Source organism: Halobacillus salinarum, from assembly GCF_022919095.1.
Taxonomy (GTDB): Bacteria; Bacillota; Bacilli; order Bacillales; family Halobacillaceae; genus Halobacillus_B; species Halobacillus_B salinarum.
This window is the reverse complement of the sequence record NZ_CP095073.1, coordinates 3,496,599-3,517,667: the sequence shown is the minus strand read 5'-3', so window position 1 is coordinate 3,517,667 and position 21,069 is coordinate 3,496,599. Positions and strand designations below refer to the sequence as shown.

General features: G+C 42.8%; 21 protein-coding genes and 1 pseudogene. 12 read left to right on the top strand and 10 right to left on the bottom strand.

Going from position 1 to position 21,069, the window contains the following annotated elements:
• Complete coding sequence (locus MUN89_RS18275; RefSeq protein ID WP_244709264.1) at nt 1–810, bottom strand: sensor histidine kinase; 810 nt, start codon at nt 808–810, stop codon at nt 1–3.
• Nucleotides 811–1,011: 201 nt separating this feature from the next.
• Here MUN89_RS18275 and typA point away from each other — a divergent pair, with 201 nt between their 5' ends.
• Complete coding sequence (typA, locus tag MUN89_RS18270; protein ID WP_244709262.1) at nt 1,012–2,853, top strand: translational GTPase TypA; 1,842 nt, start codon at nt 1,012–1,014, stop codon at nt 2,851–2,853.
• A gap of 218 nt (nt 2,854–3,071) precedes the next feature.
• On the opposite strand, the gene MUN89_RS18265 is transcribed toward typA, so the two are convergent.
• From MUN89_RS18265 to MUN89_RS18240, 6 genes are all read right to left on the bottom strand, one after another.
• Nucleotides 3,072–3,878 carry a FixH family protein gene (locus tag MUN89_RS18265; RefSeq protein WP_244709260.1) on the bottom strand — a complete coding sequence of 269 codons (807 nt, stop codon included), beginning with the start codon at nt 3,876–3,878 and terminating at the stop codon, nt 3,072–3,074.
• A gap of 135 nt (nt 3,879–4,013) precedes the next feature.
• Nucleotides 4,014–4,688 carry a bacillithiol biosynthesis deacetylase BshB2 gene (bshB2, locus tag MUN89_RS18260; protein ID WP_244709258.1) on the bottom strand — a complete coding sequence of 225 codons (675 nt, stop codon included), beginning with the start codon at nt 4,686–4,688 and terminating at the stop codon, nt 4,014–4,016.
• A 173-nt stretch (nt 4,689–4,861) separates the two neighbouring features.
• Complete coding sequence (locus tag MUN89_RS18255) at nt 4,862–5,188, bottom strand: hypothetical protein (RefSeq protein ID WP_244709257.1); 327 nt, start codon at nt 5,186–5,188, stop codon at nt 4,862–4,864.
• A gap of 960 nt (nt 5,189–6,148) precedes the next feature.
• Nucleotides 6,149–6,463: a DMT family transporter gene (locus MUN89_RS18250; protein ID WP_244709255.1), complete on the bottom strand. Its 315-nt coding sequence runs from the start codon at nt 6,461–6,463 to the stop codon at nt 6,149–6,151.
• 12 nt (nt 6,464–6,475) lie between these two features.
• Nucleotides 6,476–6,817, bottom strand: coding sequence for a DMT family transporter (locus MUN89_RS18245; protein WP_244709253.1), 342 nt, complete (start codon nt 6,815–6,817; stop codon nt 6,476–6,478).
• 2 nt (nt 6,818–6,819) lie between these two features.
• The gene (locus MUN89_RS18240) at nt 6,820–7,410 is read right to left on the bottom strand and encodes a TetR/AcrR family transcriptional regulator (protein WP_244709251.1); all 591 of its coding nucleotides are present in this window, start codon (nt 7,408–7,410) and stop codon (nt 6,820–6,822) included.
• Between the two features lie 219 nt (nt 7,411–7,629).
• Between MUN89_RS18240 and MUN89_RS18235 the strand changes: the two genes are divergently transcribed.
• The 3 genes from MUN89_RS18235 to MUN89_RS18225 all read left to right on the top strand — a co-directional run bounded on the left by MUN89_RS18235 (nt 7,630) and on the right by MUN89_RS18225 (nt 11,251).
• Nucleotides 7,630–7,851 carry a DUF3006 domain-containing protein gene (locus tag MUN89_RS18235; protein WP_244709249.1) on the top strand — a complete coding sequence of 74 codons (222 nt, stop codon included), beginning with the start codon at nt 7,630–7,632 and terminating at the stop codon, nt 7,849–7,851.
• Between the two features lie 134 nt (nt 7,852–7,985).
• On the top strand, nt 7,986–10,148 hold the full coding sequence (locus MUN89_RS18230; RefSeq protein ID WP_244709247.1) for an ATP-dependent helicase: 2,163 nt from the start codon (nt 7,986–7,988) through the stop codon (nt 10,146–10,148).
• Nucleotides 10,149–10,159: 11 nt separating this feature from the next.
• A complete protein-coding gene (locus MUN89_RS18225) occupies nt 10,160–11,251 on the top strand; it encodes a mechanosensitive ion channel family protein (RefSeq protein WP_244709245.1) in 1,092 nt (363 codons plus the stop codon).
• Nucleotides 11,252–11,419: 168 nt separating this feature from the next.
• On the opposite strand, the gene MUN89_RS18220 is transcribed toward MUN89_RS18225, so the two are convergent.
• Entirely contained in the window at nt 11,420–11,878 is a 459-nt protein-coding gene (locus MUN89_RS18220; RefSeq protein ID WP_244709244.1) for a hypothetical protein, read from the bottom strand.
• A 225-nt stretch (nt 11,879–12,103) separates the two neighbouring features.
• Nucleotides 12,104–12,574, bottom strand: a complete 471-nt coding sequence (locus MUN89_RS18215) for a hypothetical protein (protein ID WP_244709242.1) — start codon at nt 12,572–12,574, stop codon at nt 12,104–12,106.
• Nucleotides 12,575–12,861: 287 nt separating this feature from the next.
• Between MUN89_RS18215 and MUN89_RS18210 the strand changes: the two genes are divergently transcribed.
• Nucleotides 12,862–13,281 (top strand): GNAT family N-acetyltransferase, encoded by a 420-nt coding sequence (locus MUN89_RS18210; RefSeq protein WP_244709240.1) that lies wholly within the window; start codon nt 12,862–12,864, stop codon nt 13,279–13,281.
• A 42-nt stretch (nt 13,282–13,323) separates the two neighbouring features.
• Here the strand turns inward: MUN89_RS18210 and MUN89_RS18205 are convergent, their stop codons facing one another.
• A complete protein-coding gene (locus MUN89_RS18205) occupies nt 13,324–14,094 on the bottom strand; it encodes an SDR family NAD(P)-dependent oxidoreductase (protein ID WP_244709239.1) in 771 nt (256 codons plus the stop codon).
• A gap of 344 nt (nt 14,095–14,438) precedes the next feature.
• Between MUN89_RS18205 and trpE the strand changes: the two are divergent.
• From trpE to MUN89_RS18170, 7 genes and pseudogenes are all read left to right on the top strand, one after another.
• Nucleotides 14,439–15,946, top strand: a pseudogene (gene trpE / locus MUN89_RS18200) (anthranilate synthase component I).
• On the top strand, nt 15,943–16,965 hold the full coding sequence (trpD, locus tag MUN89_RS18195; protein ID WP_244709237.1) for an anthranilate phosphoribosyltransferase: 1,023 nt from the start codon (nt 15,943–15,945) through the stop codon (nt 16,963–16,965). Before trpE ends, trpD begins: the two are co-directional and overlap by 4 nt.
• The gene (gene trpC, locus MUN89_RS18190) at nt 16,958–17,719 is read left to right on the top strand and encodes an indole-3-glycerol phosphate synthase TrpC (protein WP_244709235.1); all 762 of its coding nucleotides are present in this window, start codon (nt 16,958–16,960) and stop codon (nt 17,717–17,719) included. Before trpD ends, trpC begins: the two co-directional genes overlap by 8 nt.
• Nucleotides 17,716–18,375 (top strand): phosphoribosylanthranilate isomerase, encoded by a 660-nt coding sequence (locus MUN89_RS18185; protein ID WP_244709233.1) that lies wholly within the window; start codon nt 17,716–17,718, stop codon nt 18,373–18,375. Before trpC ends, MUN89_RS18185 begins: the two co-directional genes overlap by 4 nt.
• The gene (gene trpB / locus MUN89_RS18180; protein WP_244709231.1) at nt 18,356–19,549 is read left to right on the top strand and encodes a tryptophan synthase subunit beta; all 1,194 of its coding nucleotides are present in this window, start codon (nt 18,356–18,358) and stop codon (nt 19,547–19,549) included. The genes MUN89_RS18185 and trpB overlap by 20 nt, the downstream gene beginning before the upstream one ends.
• A 1-nt stretch (nt 19,550) precedes the next feature.
• Nucleotides 19,551–20,348: a tryptophan synthase subunit alpha gene (gene trpA / locus MUN89_RS18175; protein ID WP_244709229.1), complete on the top strand. Its 798-nt coding sequence runs from the start codon at nt 19,551–19,553 to the stop codon at nt 20,346–20,348.
• 34 nt (nt 20,349–20,382) lie between these two features.
• Nucleotides 20,383–20,967 carry an anthranilate synthase component II gene (locus tag MUN89_RS18170; protein ID WP_244709228.1) on the top strand — a complete coding sequence of 195 codons (585 nt, stop codon included), beginning with the start codon at nt 20,383–20,385 and terminating at the stop codon, nt 20,965–20,967.
• Nucleotides 20,968–21,069 lie beyond the last annotated feature (102 nt).

The window sequence follows — 21,069 nt, the reverse complement described above, 5'->3', positions numbered from 1 at the left end:
TCATTGCTCCTTTTGCTTCAATTGCAGAACGGTCCGTTCATCTTTACGCTGTAACTGCAATTCCCATCCGAGATGAAGCGCACGCTCTTTCATAATCTCCAGACCGTAGCGCTCGTTAGGTGAATGTGGACTGCGCCATTCTACGCCATCATCCACAACTTTAATGTAGTTCACCTGTTTATCTTTAAAAGACGTGACATTAACAAGGGTTACTTGCCGGGCATGTTTAATAATGTTCATACATGCTTCTCTTAAAATACTGTAAAGTTGTATTTTTTCCTCCAATGAAAATTCTTGTTCGTCAAGCGTCCACTGCTGCTCCCAATCCACATGCGGAAGTTCCCTCCAAAGCAGTTCTTTTAAGTCATTTAAGGCATCTCTCCACTGGCGGAAATCCGGGGTTCGTAACTGGTTAATTGAATCTCTTACATTGGCATGGATATCATCCAGGATCCTGTTGATTTTATCAAGTTTTTCTTTTTCCTCCGTTTGGATTGTCTGTGTTTTGACCGATAATAAGAAAAGGGATTGGGAGATTGAATCGTGGAGCTCCCTGGAGATGGCCTGGCGTTCTCTTAAAATGGTCTGCTTCGTTTTTTCTTCTTCCAGTTCTACCTGGTTCTTTTCCAATAGAAGGAACAGCCGCTGATTCACAAGAAAGGTTACTGCGAGCACGATTACGGGGGAGAGCCAGTTTCCGGCATTCATAGATAAAAAAGTGAGAAGCCACTCGTGGCGGACATATTCCCAGATGCCGATAATCAGTGCGGGTGCAATCACGATTGCCCATTTTATTTGCTGATAGGACATATTGCATTTTCCTTCTTCCATTCTGTACTTTTCTCTATTGTAATGCCTTTCATTCATAGGGGAAAGGGCTTACGAAAACTAGAGATATGTTTAAATTACATTAAGATCGTGTAAAAAGGGACCAAAAGTGTTGATAAACTTGTTATTATGTTATACTAGATAAGTTGAAATAATTTGTAATTCGAAAGAGGTGTGTGCTATATGCAACACAGAAATGATATTCGCAACATTGCGATCATCGCACACGTTGACCACGGAAAAACAACATTGGTAGACCAGATGCTCCATTACTCTGGTACTTTCCGTGAAAATGAACACGTGGACGAGCGCGCTATGGATTCCAATGATTTGGAAAAAGAGCGCGGCATTACAATCCTAGCTAAAAATACCGCCATCAATTATAACGATTCTCGAATTAATATCCTTGATACTCCAGGACACGCGGACTTCGGCGGGGAAGTTGAACGTATCCTGAAAATGGTAGACGGTGTTTTATTAGTTGTCGACGCTTATGAAGGCTGTATGCCTCAGACGCGTTTTGTTTTAAAGAAGGCTCTCGAACAAAAGCTGACTCCAGTAGTGGTATTAAACAAAATCGACCGTCCGAATGCGCGTCCGGATGAAGTTGTGGATGAAGTCCTCGACTTATTTATCGAGCTCGGAGCTGACGATGAACAGCTGGAATTCCCTGTCGTGTATGCCTCAGCTTTAAATGGTACTTCAGGAGATGAGCCTGAAGACCAGCAGAAAACCATGGATCCGATCTTTAAGCTGATCATGAACAACATTCCTGCACCTGTAGATACGAAAGAGGATCCACTTCAGTTTCAGGTGACATTGCTCGATTACAATGATTATTTAGGTCGTGTCGGCATTGGACGAGTATTTAACGGTACTATTAAAGTGGGTCAGCAGGTTTCCTTAATGAAAAAAGACGGTTTCGTGAAGAAGTTCCGGATCACGAAGCTATTTGGATTTATTGGCTTGAAGCGGATTGAAATTGATGAAGCAAAAGCTGGAGATATTATTGCGATTGCTGGTTTAGAAGACATTAACGTAGGAGAAACGGTCTGCTCACCGGATCATCAGGAAGCAATGGAAATTCCACGTATTGATGAACCGACGCTGCAAATGACCTTCCTCGTTAATAACAGCCCATTCGCTGGCCGTGAAGGAAAGTATGTTACTTCACGTCAAATTGAAGAACGTCTGATGACGCAGTTGGAAACCGATGTGAGTCTTCGTGTGGATCCGACGGATTCTCCAGATGCATTCACTGTATCTGGACGTGGAGAATTACACCTTTCTATTCTTGTTGAAAATATGAGAAGAGAAGGGTTTGAACTGCAGCTTTCCAAGCCAAAAGTAATCATTAAAGAAATCGACGGTGTCACATGTGAACCGGTCGAAAGAGTTCAAATTGATACCCCTGAAGAATATCAAGGTGCGGTCATGGAATCCATTGGGTACCGAAAAGGTGAAATGCAGGACATGGTCAATGATGGAAACGGCCAGGTACGTCTTGAGTTTCTCGTGCCTTCCCGGGGATTAATCGGTTATTCGACTGAGTTTATGACCCAGACCCGCGGATATGGGATCCTTAACCACACGTTTGACGGCTATGCTCCGTTAACAAAAGGTCAAGTAGGCGGACGTCGCCAAGGAGTACTCGTATCTCTTGATAAAGGAAAAGCTTCCACTTACGGCATTATGAATCTTGAGGATCGGGGTACTATCTTTGTTGAGCCTGGAACAGAAGTTTATGAAGGGATGATCGTCGGGGAACACAACCGTGAAAATGATCTGACCGTAAACATTACGAAAGAGAAACACCTGACTAACGTCCGTTCCGCAACAAAAGACACAACAACAACTATTAAGAAAACGCGTAAACTGACTCTTGAAGAAGCCATCGAGTATTTAGATGATGACGAGTATTGTGAAGTAACTCCGGAAAATGTACGGTTGCGCAAAAAATATCTGAATAAAAACGAACGTGAAAAAGCAGCGAAAAAGAAAAAACTGCAAAATGCTGACGTTTAATAAAGCGAAAGCTTCAAAAGCCCTGAGGGTTTTTGAAGCTTTTTTGTTATCAATGTATCACATGGTAGAGTTCGTAGATAAGCAGAAAACAGTCGCATCTATTGCTTCATCAACATTTGAGAAGGCTTTATTTGAAAGCGGTCATTTGCTAATAAATTATAAAGGAACTTCGATTCGTCGAAGTTCCTTTACGTTATAACTAATCATAATCGATCTTATTATTTCCTCACATTCACTTGACTTTCCTGATGACCATGAATGTCTTCCTTTGGTTTTTCGTAGTGCACTTTAACAGTATAGTCCCCTGCAGAAGGGAAGGTATATGTGCCAGTGTATTCACCATCTTCGTCTTCCTTCGCGTCCACGTATTCGTGTTTGTCCATTTGATAAGAACTGATTTCAAATCTGACCTGTGCTCCAGTAAATGGTTTCTCACCATGCTTGATATGTGCCGTCAGCTGTGAGGGTTTGCCTGTTTTAAATTCGGCATCGTTCATAAAATGAACGGTATATTCTTTTCCTTCTGAATGCTTATGATCATCCGAATGCTCTTCCTCAGTATTCCCTTTTTTTCCATGCTCTTTTCCAACTTCCACTTCTACGAGCGGCATAACGTGGACATCATTAGCAGTAGTGTGGGCGTATACTTTATAAGTACCTTCTGAGTCAAAAGAGTAAGTAATTGCATAGGCGCCATTTCCCTGGTTCTCAGCCTCGATCATCTCTGAGGTGTCCTGCCCGTCAGATTTTTTCCAAATTTCAAATTCCACTTTTTCCGCATCGGTCACTTCTTCGCCATCCTGAGTGACGATTGCCTGAATAGTTGTTTCTTTATTTACAGGAAGAGGTTCTTCGTCGAATTTGACCTCAACATGAGGCTTTGTAACTGCTCCTTCATCAGTATCACCCGTCTGATCCTTCACTTCCTGGGAACCACAGGCAGCGAGCAGGAGAAGGAGAACAGTAAATAACCCCGGCATAATAAACTGCTTCATCATAACACTCCTTTTATACAATTGCTCCACTGATAAGAATAGCATGACTAAAGCCTTTTCACTATGACCCGACCGGGCTATTCATTTGTACAAATTCTGAAATTTTCTATTTTTTAATTACCCTTCATGTTCCATAAAAAAACTGTCCGTGAATGACGGACAGGGTCAAGCTTCCCATTCATACGTATAAAAACGTTCATTGGTTACCCACTTCATAGCCTCGGGATCATTTGTCTTTATTCCTTCATCGAGCATTTCTAGCATTCGGGCGGTTTGAGATATGTGAGCTCTCATGGCATTCAATTTTTCTTCCTGGACATCACGGATATCGTTTACGACATCAGGTTCACCTAGATTTTCTTCGGTATCTCTTGCGAATGCAAGTGCATGAAGTTTTGGTCTATTGGATGGATCGATTTCCTGGAGTGCTCTAACAACCGCTCGTGCAGTTGCTTCATGGTCCGGGTGTACGGCATAACCTGGGTAAAAACTGATGATCAATGAAGGATTAAGCTCATTGATTAAGTCCCGTACGATCCGAGTAAGCTTTTCGTCATCTTCAAATTCCAACGTTTTATCACGTAACCCCATCATACGTAAATCGTTAATTCCCATCGCTTTGGCTGCTTTCTGTAATTCATTGCGGCGGATATCAGGAAGGGACTCTCTGGTTGCAAAGGGAGGTTTCCCTAAATTCCTTCCCATTTCGCCAAGTGTTAAGCAGGCATAAGTAACCGGTGTACCTTGCTTTCTATGTGAGGCAATGGTTCCTGATACCCCGAATGCTTCATCATCTGGATGGGGGAATATGACTAATACTTGAGTTTCCTTTTCTAACATAGTGGACACTCCTTAAAAAAAGGATTTCTATTTTAACATTATTACGTAAACGGAGATGTTTTTAAAGCTATTTGTTTGTGAGGGCAGGGAGGAGGGAATGGACTGCAGAAAAATAGAAGGCAATGTTTATAAAATGATAGAACGCCGCCCTGGGATAGGCGGCGTTCTATCATTTATTTATTGCTGTTATCTTCTTTATTTCGTTGAAAAGCTTTTTGTGATAAGTGTTTGAATACTTTCGAAGAGGTATCAACGGTTTTTCCAATGGCTTCTGTGCCTTTTTCCGATGCTTTCTTCACTATTTTTCCGGAAGAATCGACGGTCTTGCCAATTAGCCCGCCTTCACCAGTAACCGATTTGATGACTTTTCCTGACGTATCCACGGTATTACTGACAAATTTGTTAGCCTCTTTTGCTGCTTCTTTAACGAAGCCATCCTCTTTATGAGCACTGCACTCCTGGCATTTTTGATGATTTTTCTCATCTGAACACAAAATCATCACACCCTCCTTCAAGAGTTTTGCACTACATTTCTATGGCTATGCGAGGAGTGGCGAAATATGTGTAATTTTACAAAATGAGACTAACGATCATTGGATAACGATTCATACTCGCTGGGACGGTATTTACCACAACGCATACAACGGCGGGTAACGACATCGATCTTGTGGTATCCATTGATGGCGCAGCGGATACGGCCGAAGAAAAATTTAATTTTTTTAAACATATTGGCAGCCTCCAATTAATAATAAATGGTAAAAAATATGAATAGAGCAAAACGAAATAAAGTTTGAGAGATTAATGTTCTTTATAAAGGATAGTCTCATGAAACAACTTACGATAAATGCTTTTACTCATGCATTTGTTTATCATTACCAATATTATCAACCAAACTACTATAATAGTCAACACGTTCTTTATAAAGAAATATTATATGACAAATTGTGACAGTTTAACAAAAAGTTTAGATAGTTGAGTTTAGAATTTATTTAATAATGATGAACATTTGAATATGAAAAAAGGTATAACCGACAGAATTACGATATTATCCTGTTTTTTGATGAAGGAAATTTCAGTATAGACATGAAAGGGAGGACTGCAAAACAAAAGCTTTTAAACCAGAATAAAAACCCCTTCGCCATCCGGCAAAGGGGTTTTTAATTAATACTGATCCATTTGTTCTGAATCAGGGGAGTTAAGTCCGCTGTCCATATTCGTATAACCTACATAGCCAAAGCTGATCACGATCAACAAAAGAATAGCAAATAATAACTTTCTCATTACTTAAGCCTCCATCATTTTCTTCTTTACTATATAGACGGCAAGCCTGGCATTCACCCCTGCAAAAAATGCAGAAAAATGTTGAAAAAAATCAGGTAAAGCTTTGAACATCTATTCGTAAAATTTTTCCTATTATATTTTATCTATTTTAATAGACGATTTCAATGGCTAACTTCACTTTATGAAACAAGCTTTAAGCCGACGACCCCAACAAGGATGCATCCAATAAATATTAATTTTTTTCGGTTGGCATTTTCTTTAAATATGACGATTCCGACAAGCACTGTTCCTATCGCCCCAATCCCCGTCCATATACTGTATGAGGTGCCGATAGAAATCTCTTTTAACGCTAAAGAAAGAAGATAGAAGCTGATGCCAAACGAACAAATTGATAAAATCGTTGTTTTAATAAATCGAAATCCTTCAGATAACTTAAGGAAGTACATGGCGATCATTTCACTTACGCCTGCTGCTATTAAAAATACCCATGCCATGCGGCACACCTCCTATTCCACTTCTGCATTGGCAGAGCGCTCATCGGCAAGCTTTAAGCCGATGATGCCAAAGACCAAAATTCCAATAAAAAAGACCTTCCCAGCGCCCGCTTCGTCGCCTAGGAATGCCATATCAATAATTGCCGTGCCCGCAGCCCCGATTCCAGTGAAAATTGCATAACCGGTGCCAATTTCAATTCTGCGCAATGATTTTGTAAAAAAGTAAAAGCTGATGAATAAGCAAATAACGGTCAATATAGAGGGGATAGGCTGGGAAAACCCTTCAGACAGCTTCAGTCCTATTGCCCAGCCTATCTCAAACCCAGCTCCAAGTAATAAATACACCCAGGCCATAATCATTCCTCCAATTCTGGATGCTTAATGCCTAACCAGAAGATTTCCCAGCTTGCTGATTGTCTTTTTTCAAATACGTCCTTGTCGTAAAAATTTTCTTCAAGAAACAGTCCGTCAAGAAGAGTATAAAAGGAAGAAGTGAGGGTTTCTGTAGGTAACGGCCGCACCACCCGATCCTTTTTCCCTTGTTCAATGACTGGACGAATCAATTTCGTCATTTCATTCTCCACCTTTAGAAACACCTGTTTGATCTCTTCTGTAAACTCCTCTGGTGGAAAAAAGGTGACCCGTTTAAAGAATAGCCCTTCCATTGAATTAGACATGTGCTTGATATATAAATCATATAATTGGTGTAAACGGTCCTGTATGGAGTTATTGGCAGAAAGTGTGGTGATAGAATCTAAATATTCCATTTCCCGTTTTGACACGTCCTCCAAAACCCCTAAAAAAATAGCCTCTTTACTATCGAAATGATTGTAAAGCGACGGCTTCTTAATTCCAACTTCGTCTGCAATATTTGCAAGGGAAGTGTGCTGGTACCCATATAGGGCAAAACACTTTAACCCTGCAGCAATAATGGATTCTCTTGTCATAGGCATCCCCACCATTCGGTTGACTAACTAACGTTCGTTAGTCTTAATGTAACATGGAATGATTTCCTTGTCCAGAGGTAAATCAGAGGATTATTCCTGTTCCTCACCTGTTTTTCGACATGTTTAAACAAAGGTTAATAGGGTTATAGGTATAGTAGCAGAATTAATAAATTCCTATTTGTACATCGTGTCTTTAATAAATGAGGAGGAGACCTTTAGGTGAATAAGTACAAATTAGATCGTTATGAAGGAGCTTATGCGATATTAATCCAGGAAGATAATCTGAATAATGAACTATCTGTTTTAAAGGAGAGGCTTGTAGCTTTTGCTGTGCCTGGAGATGTTTTGGCCATTGAGTTTGATAGTATCGGCAATTTCAAACAAGTGGAACGGATTAACAAAGCGATTCAGCCGCTTGCAAAAGGCGTTGAAAAAGCCTGAAATCACCTGAAGGTAACCATTTCCTTCAGGTTTTTCTATGTTATTGCAACGTTGATTCATCCTGCAATCCTCAAAATCCCCTAATACCTGTGCTATAATACATACAAACAAACGTTCTTTTAGGAGTGGAAAGTATGGAAGAACTGTTGAACGGTTTAAATGAGGCTCAGCAGGAAGCTGCTGCCTCAACAGAAGGATATATACGTGTAATTGCAGGGGCGGGTTCTGGAAAAACGCGTGCTTTAACCCACCGCTATGCTTATATTGTGGACGAACTCGGAGTAGAACCTTCAAACATCCTGTCAGTGACCTTTACGAATAAAGCAGCAAATGAGATGAAGCGGCGTGTGAAAAAACTGATTGGCGGGGAGCAGGATACCGGTTTTATCACGACCTATCACGGTTTTTGTGTAAGGGTGCTGCGTGAGGATATCCATCGGCTCTTTTATCCAAAAAACTTCACCATTCTCGATGTGGAAGATCAGAAGATCCTTTTAAGAGAAATTTTTGAGGACATGGAATTAAAGATGAACGACAAAACCTTTAAGAGGATCCTGGATAAACTGGGTATGCTGAAAGGAAATACGCATTATGTTCACCAGCTGGTCATGAGAGGGGAAATGCCCGTGGCTGAGGAGACTGGTGATTTGGACAGCCAAATTATCCAACGGTATTTAAAAAAACAAAAGCGGGTGTTCGGCCTGGATTTTGACGACCTGCTGAACTTTACTTTTGTATTGTTTGACCAATATAAGGAAGTGCTCGAAAAATGGCAGGAGCGATTGTTTTACATCCAAGTAGACGAGTTTCAAGACAGCAGCTTAAAACAGTTTGAACTGGTGAAGATGCTTGCAGAGAAACACGGCAACCTGTTTGTTGTAGGTGACCCTGATCAGACGATTTATGAATGGCGGGGAGCTGATCCGAAATATATGGTTGATTTTGAAAGTTATTTTAAGGACACACAGACGATCTTTCTAAATCGAAATTACCGCTCAACGCCCGAGATTCTTTCACTGGGAAATTCCTTGATTCAAAACAATTATTTCCGTGTTGATAAAGATATGGTTACCGAAAATCCTCATGGATTAAAAGTGGTTCATTACCACGGGAAAGACGAGTTGAAAGAAGCGAAGTGGGTCGTGCAGAGAATAAAGGAGCTCATAGATAAGGAAGGTGTGTCGTTAAAGGAAATCGCGGTGATGTATCGAGCCAATTATCTTTCCCGATTTATTGAACAGGAACTCATCCATGAAAATATTGAATATACGATTTTCGGTGGTTTTAAATTTTTTGACCGCAAAGAGATTAAGGATGCCCTCGCTCATCTGCGCATGGTGGCTGTGGGGGACGATCTTTCTTTTATGAGAATTGTCAATGTGCCGAAAAGACAGATAGGAAAAAAACGCATGAAGTTTTTACGCGAAACAGCCGAAAGGGATGGGTTAAGTTTATATGAAACGTTAAAGAAATATGCGGAACATCCTCACCTCAGAAATACAGGGGCCAAAGACTTTATCCAATCCATAGAAACGTTAAAAGAGCGGAGTGAGGAAGGGTCGATTTCTGAATTGCTGCAGGAAGCTTTACAGCGAACAGGCTATGAAGCCTATATTCGGGAAGATGGAGATCAGGATAGACTTGATCATTTATCTGAGCTTCTGCATTCCATTGTGCTTTACGAACAATCCCTGGGAGAGGAGCTTTCTCTTGAAGAATATTTGCAGATGATCTCGCTTTATACAGATGATGATCGTGATCATCAGCAGGAGTCCGTGAAGATGATGACCATTCATACAGCCAAAGGACTTGAATTTCCTTACGTGTTTGTTGTAGGGATGACGGAAAATATACTGCCTAACGTACGGGCTTTGAGACAGCGGAAAGAACGGGCTTTGGAAGAAGAACGACGGCTTGCTTATGTAGCCGTAACCCGTGCTGAAAAAGAGCTTTACTTAACGGAATCGGAAGGTTTTCAACATGGCGGTTTGAAGAAATACCCTTCCCGTTTCATATTTGAAGTCGATGAAAATTTATACAACCAAGTGGGCGACATTGACCCCGCTTTACTAGAGGAAGCGAGAGAATTTATTCGTTCTTCCTATCATGTAAAGGAAATGGAACAAATGGAGGGGTACAAAAAAGGAGTAAGAGTAAAACATCCTGTCTTTGGAGCCGGAACCATTGAGGATATTGACTGGAAAAAGAACACGTACTTGATTTTCTTTGACCAATTAAAGGCACCGAGGCCGATCAGCAGGAATTTTAAAAAACTTGAGAAGATAGAGAAGTCGTAAAGGAGTGGTCAATGTTGGATATACCTGGTCCCCTTTGGGTGGCGTCCATTTCCACCTATTTCATTTGGGTGATGATCATTCTAATCGCCCGCTGGATTTTCGTCCTGTTTTTTAAACGCGAAAGCTCAAAGAAAAGCAACAGGAAAACGAGAGTCTATCAAATGCTGCACAGCCTCGTAAATTGGCTTTCCCTTTATGGAATCCTCGTGTTTACGCTGTTTCATTTCAGGAGTACAGGGTGGATGTTCCAGTCTGTTTTTAACATCGGTTCAGAGCCTGTTTCCATCTTTTTATTGGTCATTGCTTTTTTGATTATTTCCTTGACGAACCGAATATCTCTCCTTGTAAGAAGCTACCTTTTCCCCGGCGTGTACCAGCGTTATGAACTGGACCAGGGGATTCAATTTACATTGGATAAAGCGTTTCATTACCTTATCATGATTATTGCCATTATGATTAGTCTTTCTACGGTGGGATTTGAATTAAGTGCCTTGACCGTATTCGCAGGTATTGTAGGAGTTGGACTAGGGTTTGGTATGCAAAATATTGCTTCAAATTTTATTTCAGGAATCATTCTTTTGTTTGAGCGCCCGATCAAAGTAGGGGACCGGGTGGTTGTCGATGAAATCATTGGAGACGTAGAACGGATTAATATGCGGGCAACGGTTATAAAAACGCTCGACAATGAGCACATTATCGTTCCTAACTCCTACTTTCTTGAAGAGCATGTAGTCAACCGATCCTACAGTGACAAGGTGATCCGTTTGGTTATTCCGGTCGGCGTTGCTTATGGAAGTGACGTTCCGCTCGTCCGGAAGGTATTGCTGCAGGCAGCCGAACAGGAAGCGGCTGATTCACCGACGGTAAAAATAGAGCCGGCACCATTCGTCAATTTTAAAGAATTTGGAGATTCTTCTCTGAACTTTGAATTATTTGTTTGGATTTCAGACCCCGAGCATATGATTAGAATTCGCAGTAACCTTAATTTCCGCATCGATGCCATCTTTCGGGAAAACTCTATTGAAATTCCTTTTCCACAGCGTGATTTGCACGTGAGAAGCATCGACCATAAAATAATAAAGGAGCTTTCAGGAAAAGAATAGAAGAAAACAGTTCAGTGTTGAGTCAGGAGCCTCAATATTGAACTGTTTTTTTATGTTGGTTTACTCCATTACTGGCATGAACAGGGGGCCGTTCTGCCTTTTTCTCCACCTAACAGAGACTTCAAGCAGCCCATTTTTGTAAACAGGACTAGTGGAGCTTTAACTCATTCATTGGGCTGTGAAAATATTTTCGCTTCTTGGAGATAGATTATCCCCGCCATACCCTGTTCTCCCTTCAAGATTAACGAAGCAGGGGATCACCGTATACTGCACTCCTGGTGTGGCGTTGACATTGAAAGCTAGAATGAACCTCTGCTTTGAATTATCCATAGGTGTAATCATTGCCATATTGGGAGTGAGGCTGTTCGTTGGGAGAAGCATCATATCATTTCTTCCAAGAGTGGCAATATCTGCGGGTCTGTCTAAATTATTTCGGATCCAGTAGTTCGAAACATTTGTTGCCGATTGTAAGTCTACAGGCTGGTCATAAACGAGTTCAATTTGATTGGGTGATCGTTGAATAGCTGAAAGAAGAATAGGATGGGGCATCTGACGGTAGTCCTGCTGGACGGCTGGATAAGATCCGGGCCAGTAAGGCATATAATTGTAATACATGGGTTCGTTCATCTCCTCAATAACTTCTTAAGACGATACGTATTGTATGTTACTGCCCTGTACCAGGTGCCTATGCCCTATCATTTTTAACATTTTTTCGATTGAATAAGACCCATGAAGCAAATTGTATTTCACAAAAAAAGCATAATAAAAGAATGGGATTTAATTTTCAACCCCATCCTTTTATTTCTGCACTATCCGATTTGTCATACAGAATGGAATGCTTTTTCACTTCATTTAAATCGAATTGGCAATATCAATCGCCCGTTTCGTCCGGTCTTCTTTCTTACTGCTGGTATACTCAAGCTGATAGAGAACGTCATCCTCACTGTTATACCATTCGACAAATACATAGTCCTCTTTTTCCTGAACACCAGCTACAGCGCCTGAATTTAGAGGGATCTGGAGTTCAGACTCCTGAATAATATCATCTGGCTGAAAGATCGACCGAACCATTACTTTCTCTTCCTCACTCTTTTGGTAATGCATCCTTACTTGTTTGTTGTCTACTGAAGCTTTTACCGACTTTGGAGTAAACGGAAGCTCTTCCGGGAAGCCTGCAACATCCTGTTCCTCTTTGGAAAGGGATTGTAAAGGAGCAGCGACTTTGTCAGGATATGCTTCTTTTAAATCCTTTAGGGATAAGTTATCGGATGAACACCCCGCAAGCAAAAGCAGGGTCGCCAGGAATAATAGTTTTGTCTTCATCTATCGTCTCTCCTTACAAAACATTAAAGGGAAGCCACCACCATATTTTAGCATAAATATTACGGATTAAGGCTGAATTCATTGGGGAAACCAGTTAGTGAGAAAGATGTTGCAAAAAATTAATAAAATCTGAAACTATTTATCTAGCTCACTCGTAGTATAATAAGAGGGATTCAACGACGTAAGAACCGTAGAGATAAAACTGACGAAGAATGCCCAAGTCATAAGAGTGAATTGATACACTTCATTTGGAAATCAGATCAACAACATGAGGAAAGGAAGATATCATGGGAACTGTTAACATCCGTTCATTTCAAGAAAGTGATTTTTCTGCCATCCAACAGCTTAATGAAAAAGAAGAATGGAATGGTCTTGTGGATCGGGCACAGGACACATTGTATTCGTGGATCAATTCTGAACCCGCTCTTATAGCAACCGATGGAGAAGAAATCATCGGCTATCTGCGTGGTCTGACTGATGGACTCGTAACCTTGTTTATTTGTGAGGTTTTGGTTCGTGAGGATTATCGCAATCAAGGGATTTGCGAACAACTCATTCAGGCGGCACATGAATGTTATCCTCGAACACGAGTGGAGATGCTGGCTGCCAGTTCTTCGCAAGAGTATTATGCTAAGAAGGGTTTCCGCCCTTTTTACGGTTTCCGCAAATCAGCGGAAGAAATGCATGCAGGAAGAGTGAACTCCTAATCGAAAGCCCCTGGCCAATGCCAGGGGCTTTCTTTATCATGCTTATTTATCGACGTAGTGGGCAAGCTTGGCAGAAAACGATCTTGGCATGACCTTTGCTGCTATGGAAAGGGTTTGGTTAAGTGTCCCTGGGATAACTACTCTCTTTCCTTTCACAAATCCAAGGAATCCGGATTTTGCTACTGCTTCAGCAGACATCGTCGTGTTTACTAATTTCGTATTTTCTGCGTTTGCCCGCTTGAAAAAGTTTGTTTCCGTAGCTCCAGGGCACAAGGTTGTCACAGTTACCCCGGTACCTTGCAATTCCTCAACGAGCGCTTCTGAAAAAGAAAGAACATAAGCTTTTGAAGCATAATAAACTGCCATTCTTGGTCCGGGCTGGAAAGCAGCGGTACTCGCCACATTGAGGATGCCCTTAGGGATGTCAAAAAGCGGGGCAGCTTTAATGTCAGGCAGGAACAGGTGGGTTAATTCAGTGAGAGAAGCGACATTTACTTGCAGCATTTGCTGCTGTTCAGCAAGAGGAAGTTCGTCAAACTTGCCATTCAGTCCAAAACCGGCGTTATTAACAAGAACTTGAACGGTATGGCCGAGTTCTTTCACTCGATTGTAAAGCTTCTCTGCACCTCCTGTTTTAGAAAGGTCCTGGGCGATGACAGTAACCGGATGGTCATGTAGTTCATTCTTAAGAGCAATAAGTTTGTCTTCAGATCTGGCAACAATAATTAAATTGTAGCCTGCTTTGGCAAATAAATGAGCTAATTCGTATCCAATCCCGCCGGAAGCACCAGTGATTAATGCGGTTGGTTTCATAAGAATCTCTCCTTTTTTGTAGCCATCATTATTCCTTATTCTATACCCTTACCCGTCTGCTCACAAATATTTCACCAGGCTGGTAAGAAGAAATGATACACTGGGCAGATGGTTGACAATATTGTGTGAATTTTATACACTGTTTGAAAGTGTAGAGACTAGTATAGTAAGAGAATGAGAGAAGCAGAGTTGAGGAAGAGGATGAGCAGAGCATAGTGAGCTTAGGGAACGACGGACGAAGGAGCTGTCTAATCGCCTTAGCCGGTTTCGCATAACTTTTTTTCATCCCCCTTAGATACACCTCAACGTCTCATTCTCCATACCCAATATGGAGAGGTGAGCCTATGACCACATATCAGAATTTTGTACGGGATGCTGATCATTACCGTACCATTCCTGTAACACAATCCTTTTTTACCGATACTTTAACACCTATTCACATGTTTCACGCCCTTCAGGAGGAAGCTGTATATATGCTTGAAAGTCAGGATCCTGAATCCCCCTGGTCCAATTACTCGTTCATCGGTCTTGATCCGATGATTGAGATCAAGCAAGAAGGGGAGCCTTTTGTGATCCATGACTTTCATACGAAAGAAAAGCAGGAGGAAGCCTCGTTAAAAGCAGCTTTCCAAAAAGTCGTAGACGTCCTGCAAGTAAAAGAAGCGGAAGTTCCACTTCCTTTTAAAGGCGGCGGCGTCGGATATATCAGTTATGATGCCATATCTGATTATGAACCTGTCCCGAGAGCTGTGGAAGACGATTTGAACTTATCCAATTATCATTTATTATTTTGCCAGACATTAATTGCCTATCACCATAAAACAAAAGAAACTACGATTCTTTCTTTTTCAAGGCTGAATGAAGAAACTGAGCTTGATACAGAGTTTGAGAACTCGATGAAGCGGATTAAGGAAGTAAAAAGAAGGCTGACTCATCATAGCTTTCTACCTGATCTGATGCTTGGAAATGAACAGGGAGAAGCAAAGGATTTTCAATTAAAGAGTAACTATGAACCAGACAAATACAAAGCTGATGTGGAGAAGATTAAAGAATATATCCGCGCAGGGGACATTTTTCAAGCCGTACTCTCGCAAAGGTTTCAGTCCTCCACGAACTGCACAGGGTTTCAGCTTTATCGCGTGCTGAGAAAAGTCAATCCATCCCCTTATATGTTTTATTTGAAATTCCAGGGGCTTGAAGTAATCGGCAGTTCGCCTGAGCGGTTACTTGAAGTTCAGGAAGGACAGCTTGAGATTCATCCGATTGCAGGCACACGCAAACGAGGGAAAACCGAGGAAGAAGACCTTGCGCTTGAAGAGGATCTGCTGGCTGATGAGAAGGAACAGGCGGAGCACCGCATGCTCGTCGATCTCGCGCGGAATGATATCGGGCGTGTTGCCAAGTTCGGATCGGTGCAGGTCCCGGAATATATGACCATCGGCCGTTTCTCCAAAGTGATGCACATCATCAGCAAGGTCACAGGGACTTTGAAGGAGGGCGTGTCACCGATTGATGCTTTAATTGCCTCCTATCCCGCGGGTACTTTGTCCGGGGCGCCGAAAGTCAGAGCAATGCAAATTCTAAGAGAACTGGAACCAACGCCGCGTCAGCTATATGGGGGGGCATTGTCTATTTAGGCTTTGATGGAAACATCGACTCCTGCATTACGATACGGACGATGACACTCATCAATAACCAAGTTTACATCCAAGCCGGAGCGGGAATTGTAGCAGATTCCGACCCGGAAGCTGAGTTTCAGGAAACCATTAATAAAGCCAGTGCCTTGAAAAGAACTATTCAATTAGCAGAGCAGGTATTTGAGCAGAGCCGAGAAGGAGTGGAGACGAAATGAAACAAACGTTGAGCAAAGTCGTAGCTGGAGAAACTTTAACCGAACAGGAAGCTTATGAAATAATGGATACGATTATGAAAGGCAAGGTCACCACGGGGCAGTTAATGAGCATGCTTAGTGTGCTTAGGTACCGCGGAGAAACGGTGGAGGAAATGACCGGGTTTGTCCAGGCAATGAGAGCAAATATGACGAAGCTCAGCATAGAAGATGATCGAATTGTGGATACGTGTGGAACCGGGGGAGACGGAGCGTCAACCTTTAATATTTCTACAGCCGTTTCCATCGTACTTGCAGCCATGGGTGTAAAAGTAGCTAAGCATGGGAATCGTAAAGTATCCTCGAAAAGTGGCAGTGCAGATGTGTTAGAGACGCTTGGAGTACCAATCGACACGACACCTGAGCAAGGAATGAAAGCATTAGAGGAAAATGGCATGACCTTCATGTTTGCCCCGCTTTATCATCAAGCGATGAAACATGCAGGTCCTGCCCGTCAGGAACTTGGGTTTAGAACGGTGTTCAATTTACTTGGACCTATGGCTAATCCTGCTAATGCAAAGCGTCAGCTGATCGGCATTTATGATACAGCTTATGCAGAAAAAATGGCAGAAACACTTCATAAGATTGGCTCGAAGCATGTATTGTTAGCCACGGGAAGAGACGGACTGGATGAAATTACAGTGACAGGGACCACCGACCTTGTCGAGCTTAAGGACGGAGAAATCCGCCGTTTCACTCTTACACCTGAGGACGTAGGTTTAAAAACCGGCAAGCTTGAAGACATTCAAATCACGCGCACAGAAGAAAGTGCAGCCATTATTAAGCAAATCATAGAAGGTACAGCCAATGAAAGTGCCACAGCGATTGTCACAATGAATGCTGCAGCAGGCCTCTATGTGGCAGGCAAAGTGAAAGATCTAAAAGAAGGGGTAGAAGAAGTAACGAAAGCCCTCAAATCCGGCACAGTGAAACAGTATTTCTATACCATCACCGTAGCAAAGGAGAATCGCCAATATGCTTGAAACGATCCTAGCTATCAAAAAACAGGAAATCGAACAACTTTATCTACCCGAAGAACAGCCGGCCGAGCACGTTTCTTTCAAGAACTCCCTGCAGAATTCTCCTTATTCAGCCGGCCTGATTGCGGAGGTGAAAAAAGCTTCTCCATCGAAGGGGATTATCCGCGAGGACTTTAACCCGGTAAAGATTGGTCACGATTATGATAAAGCTGGCGTGCAAGCCATTTCTGTCCTGACTGACCAGCACTTTTTTCAGGGTCATCGCGATTTTTTGACGGACATTAAGAAAGTGGTGAGAGTCCCCGTTATGCGTAAAGACTTCATCATAGATGCATTGCAAGTGATTGAAAGTTCTTATATTGGTGCCGATGCCATCCTGCTTATCGGTGAAGCTCTGGAACCGAAGAAGCTTCATGAGCTGTATTTACAAGCGGAAGAGCTTGGTCTTGAAGTACTTGTGGAGGTGCACAGTGAGGAGACGCTTGAAGGAGTATTAAAGGAATTTACTCCCCAAATTCTCGGTATTAACAATCGTGATCTTCATACGTTTGAAACGAAGCTTGAGCAAACCGAACGCATGGCGAAGCTTGCACCAAAAGAATCGCTGCTCGTATCAGAAAGTGGAATCTTTACCTATGATGACCTCCAGCAGGTTGTCAGTTATGGAGCAGATGCGGTGCTCGTCGGAGAATCTCTAATTAAGCAGGATCATATTGGTCAAGCCGTAAACACGTTAATGAACGGGGTGAGGGTATGATTAAGGAACCAGTAGTCAAGCTGTGCGGCAACCGCTCCCTCAGTGATCTTGTTAAAAGCAGCTCGGCCAGTGCCTCACACCTGGGATTCATTTTTGTGCGTCAGACTAAGAGGTATGTCCGCCCGGAAAAGGTGGGCCAGTGGTTGAAGCACGTACGTCCAGCGCAGAAGCTTGTTGGTGTATTTAAAGAGCCGACCATTGAAGAAATAGAAGAGGTCCTTACGTTTGTGCCGCTGGATGTCATTCAGCTTCATGGCAATGAAACGGTTTCGGAGATTTTAAAGCTGAAGGAAACGTTTGGTCTCCCTATATGGAAAGTGATTCATCACCAGGATAATGGGTTAAAGCAGATGTATGTGTTTCAAGGCGTAGCGGATGGCTATGTGATTGACTCTAAAGTAAATGGAGCTTCAGGAGGCACAGGGGTCGCTTTTGATTGGAAGGCCGTTCCTCAATACCGCTCTTTAGCTCAGTACCAGGATGTTCCTTTTCTCGTTGCTGGCGGAATTAATCCCGGTAATATTGGGAAGTTAATGGATTACCAGCCGGAAGGGATCGATATTTCGAGCGGCATAGAAACAAATGAAGAAAAGGATTTAGCGAAGATTCAAGCAATCATGAAAGAGGTGGACCGCCATGTTACAAGTGTTTCCTGATGTGAAAGGAAGATTTGGAGATTTTGGAGGAAAATACGTCCCGGAGACACTCATGGGACCGCTGCAGGAGCTGGAAGATGCCCTTAATGAAGCGATGGATGACCCGCAATTTATTGAAGAATACCATCACGTTCTTGAGGAATATGGTGGACGTCCGACGGCGCTTTCCTTTGCCGGTCAACTGACGAAGCAATTAGATGGTGCAAAAATCTATTTGAAAAGAGAAGACTTAAATCATACAGGAGCCCATAAATTGAACAATGCGATCGGTCAGGCTCTCTTAGCCAAACGAATGGGCAAGGAAAAAATCATCGCAGAAACCGGCGCCGGTCAGCATGGAGTGGCATCCGCCACAGTAGCAGCCAAGTTTGGCCTTGCGTGCAAAGTATTTATGGGCGAGGAGGACATCCGCCGTCAGGAATTGAATGTCTTCCGTATGAAGCTGCTCGGGGCGGAAGTGATTCCTGTCTCCAGCGGGAACGGTACCTTAAAAGATGCCACTAATGAAGCGATCCGCTATTGGGTAGCCAACTGTGAGGACCACTTTTATTTAATCGGTTCTGTCGTGGGGCCCCACCCATATCCGAAAATGGTCCGTAACTTTCAACGCGTCATCGGAGATGAATCCAAACGACAGTTCCTCGAAGTCGAAGACCGCCTGCCTAACCGGATTTACGCCTGTGTCGGTGGTGGAAGCAATGCGATGGGAATGTTCTATCCGTTTTTAGAAGACGATGCGGAGCTGGTTGGAGTAGAAGCTGCTGGAAAAGGAATCGACACACCTGAACACGCAGCGACGTTAAGTAAAGGTACGCCGGGAGTGATTCATGGTTCCCTTACTTATTTAATGCAGGATGAAAACGGCCAGATTACCGAGCCCTATTCCATTTCTGCCGGACTTGATTATCCAGGTATTGGACCTGAGCATGCCCAGTTGTTTCAATCGAAACGCGTCCGTTATGAGGCGGTCACTGATCAGGAAGCACTTGATGCATTGAAGCTTTTGACGGAAACCGAAGGCATCATTCCTGCCATTGAAAGTGCTCATGCACTTGCCCAGGCTTTTAAGGAAGCTGGCGGAATGGACAAAGAGGATACGATATTAATTAATTTATCCGGCCGTGGCGATAAAGATATGGCAACACTCATGCAGCGGCTTGAGGAGGAGGTCTAGGATGATTACGAAAACTTCTTTCCAAGGGAAGCTTACGAAGACCAAAGACTTATTTATTCCTTTTGTCGTAGCGGGAGATCCAACACCGGAATTAACGATTGAATTCGCCCTCCGTCTACAAGAAGCAGGAGCCGATGTTTTAGAACTAGGAGTACCCTATTCTGATCCGCTTGCCGACGGACCTACCATTCAGCGAGCTGCCAAGCGCGCGCTTGACTCAGGAATGTCACTGAGAAAAGCGATCGAACTTGTTCCCCAATTAAGAAAGCGCGGAGTAGAGATCCCTGTTGTCATATTCACCTATTACAATCCTGTCATGCAGCTTGGCCACGATGAATTCTTTGCTATGCTCAGTGAAAATGGGGCAGAAGGAGTACTTGTACCGGATCTGCCATTCGAAGAAAGCGAAGACTTCCGCAAGCAGGCAGAAGAGAATGATGTAGAATTTATTTCACTCGTTGCTCCGAATTCTGATCAGCGGATTCAGAGAATCGCAGAAAAAGCGAAGGGTTTCCTTTACTGTGTATCCACACTTGGCGTTACCGGTGAACGTAATGAAATGTCTAAGGAAGTGTTAACGTTCATTGAAAAAGTAAAAGAATACAGTCCTGTGCCTGTGGCCGTTGGGTTTGGAATATCGACGAATGAACACGTCAAGCTTGTGCGGGGGCATGCGGACGGCGTCATAATCGGCAGTAAAATCATCCGCCTGATCGAGAATGAACTGGATGGACTGGAAAAAGAACAAACAGCTGCTTTAGACCGATTCACGAAGGAGCTTCATGAACTCGTAAAGTAAGCCAGCAGCAAGAGCAGAGAGGAGTTGAGCAGAGATGATTTACATGATCGACCATTATGACTCATTTACGTACAATTTAGTCCAGTATCTAGGTGAATTAGGTGAGGAAATTGTTGTCAGAAGAAATGATGAAGTAACTCTGGAAGAAATCGAAGAGCTTGATCCAGCGCTGATCTTTTTATCGCCCGGCCCTTGTTCTCCGGATGAAACAGGGGTCACGATGGAAGTCATCCCCTACTTTAAAGGCAGAATCCCTATGTTTGGCGTCTGCCTTGGTCATCAGGCAATCGCCCAAAGCTTTGGCGGTAAAGTCGTGCGTGCTGACAAGCTGATGCACGGCAAATCTTCAGAAATTCATCATGATGGAGCGGGGATTTACAGCGGATTAAACAATCCGATGGAAGCAATGCGCTATCATTCGCTGATCGTTACATTAGAAGACCTCCCAGAGTGTTTTGAAATAAGCTCAGCGACGATAGAAGGTGAAATTATGGGCCTTCGTCATTTAGATTACCCGATAGAAGGCGTTCAGTTTCATCCCGAATCCATAGGGACTAATGATGGCAAAAAGCTTATAAGAAACTTAATCACTCAGCGTGCAAAAGCTCTCATTCGATAACCGTCTCTTCAGGAGGCGGTTTTTTTAAAATTTAAGGATTGAATCTGGATAAATAAGGGAAGAGCAGTACTGTGGATTTTATGTGCTTTTAGAAAATGAAAG

Coding starts and splice junctions, on each gene's coding strand:
- MUN89_RS18215 (WP_244709242.1), bottom strand. CDS start 12,574: ATGAAGACAAAACTATTATTCCTGGCGACCCTGCTTTTGCTTGCGGGG.
- MUN89_RS18220 (WP_244709244.1), bottom strand. CDS start 11,878: ATGAACGAACCCATGTATTACAATTATATGCCTTACTGGCCCGGATCT.
- MUN89_RS18230 (WP_244709247.1), top strand. CDS start 7,986: ATGGAAGAACTGTTGAACGGTTTAAATGAGGCTCAGCAGGAAGCTGCT.
- MUN89_RS18245 (WP_244709253.1), bottom strand. CDS start 6,817: ATGGCCTGGGTGTATTTATTACTTGGAGCTGGGTTTGAGATAGGCTGG.
- MUN89_RS18170 (WP_244709228.1), top strand. CDS start 20,383: ATGATTTACATGATCGACCATTATGACTCATTTACGTACAATTTAGTC.
- MUN89_RS18250 (WP_244709255.1), bottom strand. CDS start 6,463: ATGGCATGGGTATTTTTAATAGCAGCAGGCGTAAGTGAAATGATCGCC.
- MUN89_RS18205 (WP_244709239.1), bottom strand. CDS start 14,094: ATGAAACCAACCGCATTAATCACTGGTGCTTCCGGCGGGATTGGATAC.
- MUN89_RS18255 (WP_244709257.1), bottom strand. CDS start 5,188: ATGATTTTGTGTTCAGATGAGAAAAATCATCAAAAATGCCAGGAGTGC.
- trpB (WP_244709231.1), top strand. CDS start 18,356: ATGTTACAAGTGTTTCCTGATGTGAAAGGAAGATTTGGAGATTTTGGA.
- typA (WP_244709262.1), top strand. CDS start 1,012: ATGCAACACAGAAATGATATTCGCAACATTGCGATCATCGCACACGTT.
- bshB2 (WP_244709258.1), bottom strand. CDS start 4,688: ATGTTAGAAAAGGAAACTCAAGTATTAGTCATATTCCCCCATCCAGAT.
- MUN89_RS18185 (WP_244709233.1), top strand. CDS start 17,716: ATGATTAAGGAACCAGTAGTCAAGCTGTGCGGCAACCGCTCCCTCAGT.
- MUN89_RS18275 (WP_244709264.1), bottom strand. CDS start 810: ATGTCCTATCAGCAAATAAAATGGGCAATCGTGATTGCACCCGCACTG.
- MUN89_RS18225 (WP_244709245.1), top strand. CDS start 10,160: ATGTTGGATATACCTGGTCCCCTTTGGGTGGCGTCCATTTCCACCTAT.
- trpA (WP_244709229.1), top strand. CDS start 19,551: ATGATTACGAAAACTTCTTTCCAAGGGAAGCTTACGAAGACCAAAGAC.
- MUN89_RS18240 (WP_244709251.1), bottom strand. CDS start 7,410: ATGACAAGAGAATCCATTATTGCTGCAGGGTTAAAGTGTTTTGCCCTA.
- trpC (WP_244709235.1), top strand. CDS start 16,958: ATGCTTGAAACGATCCTAGCTATCAAAAAACAGGAAATCGAACAACTT.
- trpD (WP_244709237.1), top strand. CDS start 15,943: ATGAAACAAACGTTGAGCAAAGTCGTAGCTGGAGAAACTTTAACCGAA.
- MUN89_RS18210 (WP_244709240.1), top strand. CDS start 12,862: ATGGGAACTGTTAACATCCGTTCATTTCAAGAAAGTGATTTTTCTGCC.